The 3,742-nt window shown below is 71.4% G+C and carries 1 protein-coding gene; it reads left to right on the forward strand.

Annotation, left to right across the window (positions count from 1 at the left end):
• The coding region (locus H4F98_RS16540; RefSeq protein WP_182688927.1) for a non-ribosomal peptide synthetase at positions 1 to 3,742 on the forward strand (3,742 nt) is incomplete at both ends.

Below are 3,742 nucleotides of genomic sequence, written 5' to 3' on the forward strand. Positions count from 1 at the left end.
GGAGCTGGAGCCGCTGCCGGAGGCGCGGGTGACGTCGCACTTCGACCTGTCGCTGGCGCTCCACGAAGACGGTGACGCCATCGCCGGCGAGCTGGAATACGCCAGCGACCTGTTCGAGCCGGCGACCCTGCGGCGCTGGCTGGGCTACTTCGAATGCATGCTCGGGGAGATGGCGCGCGACGACCAGGCGAGCATCGGCGCATTGCCGATGATGGACGCGGTCGAGCGCGACAACATCCTGCGCGGTTTCAACGACACCCGCCGCGCGTGGCCGACCGCCATGCTGGTCCATCGCCTGTTCGAGGCGCAGGCGGCGCGCGTCCCGACGCGCACCGCGATCCTGTTCGAGGGTCGCGCCGTGGACTATGCGACGCTCAATGGCCAGGCCAATCGCCTGGCCCGGCGCCTGCGCGGGGCCGGCGTCGGTCCGGATTGCCGCGTGGCGCTTTGCCTGCGGCGCGGTCCGGCGATGGTCGTCGGCATGCTCGCGGTGCTCAAGGCCGGTGGCGCCTACGTGCCCCTCGATCCCGCCCATCCGCCGGAGCGCCTGCTGCACGTGCTGGAGGACAGCGCCCCGGTGGCCCTGCTGGCCGAATCCGCGGTCGCCGATGTCCTGGTCACGCTGGACGGGGCCGGTGTCCCGGTCATCGACATCGACGAGCTTCCGTCCGGGGACGACGCGGCGCGGGACCTGGATCCGGCGGACTTCGGCCTGGAACCCGGGCACCTGGCCTACGTGATCTATACCTCCGGATCCACCGGCCGGCCGAAGGGCGTGATGGTCGAGCACCGGCAGGTCGTCAACCTCATCCATGCGCATCGCGAGATATGCGGGCTGCACGAGGCGTCGCGGATCCTGCAGTTCGCGACCTATGCCTTCGACGCCTCCGTTGAAGAGATATTCCCCGGTCTCGCCATCGGCGCCACCCTGATCGTGCGTCCCCAGGAGCTGGTGGCGCCGGACCAGTCCTTCGTCGACCTGCTCGACGCCACGCAACCCGACCTGGTCAACCTGCCCACGGCGTTCTGGCACCAGTGGGTGCAGGACGTGCGCGAGGGCCGGATGCTGCCGGCGCGCTGGCCCGGCGCGGTCAATGTCGGCGGCGAGAAGCTCGAGCGCCACCATCTCGAGGCCTGGATGCGATCGCCGGCCGGCGGGCGCGCCGCGGTGCTGAACACCTATGGCCCGACCGAGACCACGGTCAACGCGACGAGCATGTGGTTCGACGGCATCGATGCGCTGCCCGCGCGCGATGTGCCGATCGGACGACCCATCCCGAATGCGACCGCATACGTGCTCGACCCCATGGGCCAGCCGGTGCCGGTGGGCGTCGCCGGCGAGCTCCACGTGGGCGGGGCCGGCGTCGCCCGCGGCTACCTGGGCCGGCCGGAGCAGAGCGCCGAGCGCTTCGTGGCCGATCCGTTCGCCGGGGAGGCGGGCGCGCGCATGTACCGCACCGGCGACCTGGCGCGCTGGCGCGCCGACGGCACGCTGGAGTACCTGGGCCGCAACGACCTGCAGGTGAAGATCCGCGGCTTCCGCATCGAGCTGGGCGAGATCGAGGTCGGCCTGATGGACTGCGCCGGTGTGCGCGAGGCGGTGGTCGAGGCTCGCGATACCGTGGCCGGCAAGCGCCTGGTGGGATACGTGGTGCCGCAAGCGGGCGCGGCGTTGTCCGCGGCCACGCTGAGGGCGGCCCTGTCCGCGCGGTTCTCCGACTACATGGTGCCCTCGGCCATCGTCCAGCTCGAGGCGTTGCCGACCACCCCCAACGGCAAGATCGACCGCAAGGCCCTGCCCGAGCCCGTGCAGTGGAGCGAGGCGTCGGCCTGGGAAGCGCCCGAGGGCGAGTTCGAAACGGGCATCGCGTCGACCTGGGCGCGACTGCTGGGGTGCACGCGCGTCGGTCGCGACGACCATTTCTTCGAACTGGGCGGGCACTCGCTGCTGGCCACGCGGGTGGTCGGCGAGGTGGGCCGCGCCTTCGGCCGCACCGTGCCGCTGCGGATGCTGTTCGAACAGCCCGGCCTGCGCGCGTTCGCTGCGGCCGTCGCGGCCCTGCCGCACAGTGGGCAGGCGCGGATCCCCGTCGTGCCACGCGGCGACAGGCTGCCGCTTTCGTTCGCCCAGCGAAGGCTCTGGTTCATCGACCGCCTGGAGGGCGGCAGCGCCCAGTACAACATGCCGATCGCCCTGCGCGTGCAGGGCGTGCTCGACGAGTCGCGCCTGGGCGAAGCGCTCGACCGCCTCGTGGAGCGCCACGAAGCGCTGCGCACGGCGTTCGTGGAGATCGAGGGCGAGGCCTGGCAACGCGTGCAGGATTCGGCGACGGTGCGCATCGTGCGCAAGGACCTGCGACAGCTCGATGCCGCCGCGCAGGCTTCGCGCATCGCCCTGGAAGCCGAAGAGGAGGCATCCGCGCCTTTCGACCTGACGCGTGCGCCGCTGGTGCGCTGCACGTTGTTGCAATTGTCCGGGCGCGTCCACGTGGTGCTGTTCACCATGCACCACATCGTCTCCGACGGCTGGTCGACCGGCATCCTCGTGCGGGAGCTGGGCGAGTTCTTCGCCGCGGGCCTGCAGGATCGCCAGCCCGACCTGCCGCCGTTGCCGGTCCAGTACGTGGATTACGCGGCATGGCAGCACGGCGACGCGGCGCGCGGCGCATTCGACGAGTCGCTCGCCTTCTGGATGCGGCAACTCGATCGGCTTCCGGACCTGCACGCGCTGCCGCTGGACAAGCCCCGGCCCACGCGCCAGTCCTATGTCGCGTCGCGACTGGACAGGACGTTGGACGCGGATCGCCTGAAGGCGCTGGCACGCCTGGCCGAGTCCAGTGGCGTAACCCTGTTCATGCTGCTGCAGACGGCGTTCGCCGCACTGCTGGCGCGCTGGAGCGGTGAGTCGGACATCGTCGTCGGGACCCCGGTCGCGGGTCGCGAGCAGGTCGAGCTCGAGTCGGTGATCGGCTTCTTCAACAACACCCTGGCCTGCCGGTTCACGGTGGACGACGACACCACGCTCGATGCGCTGCTGGCGCATGGCCGGCGCGTGGCGCTGGACGCCCTGGCGCACCAGCGGACCCCGTTCGAGCTGCTGGTCGAACAGCTTCGGCCGGCGCGCAGCCTGGCCTACAACCCGCTGTGCCAAATCAAGTTCGTCCTGCAGAACCACGAGTCCAGTGCCCTGGTGCTGCCCGGGCTGCAGTTCGAAGTGCTCCCGCATGGCGCCGATCGCGTGCGCTTCGACCTGGATCTCACCGCGGAAGAACAGGCCGATGGACTGGCGCTGGCATGGACCTACAAGGCCTCGCTGTTCGAGGCCTCGAGCATCGAGCGGATGGCCCGGGCCTACGAAGCGCTGCTGGCGCAGTGGCTGGAACGCCCGCAGGCGCGGCTGGACGAACTGGAATGGGTGGACGCGGCGCAGTCCGCGTCGCTGCGGGCGCTGGGACGCGGCGCGGACAGCCGCGCCGGTCGCGCGCAGCCGCTGCCGCGTGCGCTGGAAGCGGCGGCGGCACGGACGCCGAACGCACCGGCGGTACGCTGCGGCGGGGTGACGCTGGACCATCGCGAGCTGGATGCGAAGGCCAACCGGCTGGCGCACGCGCTGCAGGAGGCGGGCGTGCAGGCGGGCGACCGGGTCGGCGTGCACCTGGAGCGCTCGGTGGAACTGATGGTGGCCCTGCTGGCCTGCATGAAGGCCGGCGCGGCCTACGTGCCGCTGGACCACCGCCAGCCG

It is taken from the genome of Marilutibacter spongiae, assembly GCF_014145325.1.
Classification (GTDB): Bacteria; Pseudomonadota; Gammaproteobacteria; order Xanthomonadales; family Xanthomonadaceae; genus Marilutibacter; species Marilutibacter spongiae.